Raw genomic sequence first — 220 nt, forward strand, 5'->3', positions numbered from 1 at the left:
GCTGGCCGCGACCGCCGAGACCCATTACGTCCTGGTCGCCCCGCACAACGTGGGCGGCTCGGTCCTGACCGCCGCCTCCCTCCAACTCGCCGCCTGCACACCGAACTTCAAGATCCTGGAACACTTCAACGACTTCGCCGACGCGGAGATCAAGAAGGTCGTGCACGGGGCCCCCGAGATCGACCCGGAGACCGGCTGCTTCACCGTCTCCCACGCCCCC

The 220-nt window shown here is 68.2% G+C and carries 1 protein-coding gene; it reads left to right on the top strand.

The window, feature by feature from the left end:
* A partial coding sequence (locus tag IO20_RS0134405) for an enolase C-terminal domain-like protein (protein WP_030560493.1) occupies window positions 1–220 on the top strand: 220 nt, incomplete at both ends.

Origin of the sequence: Streptomyces exfoliatus, assembly GCF_000725545.1 — a bacterium.
In the GTDB taxonomy this organism is placed as follows: Bacteria; Actinomycetota; Actinomycetes; order Streptomycetales; family Streptomycetaceae; genus Streptomyces; species Streptomyces exfoliatus.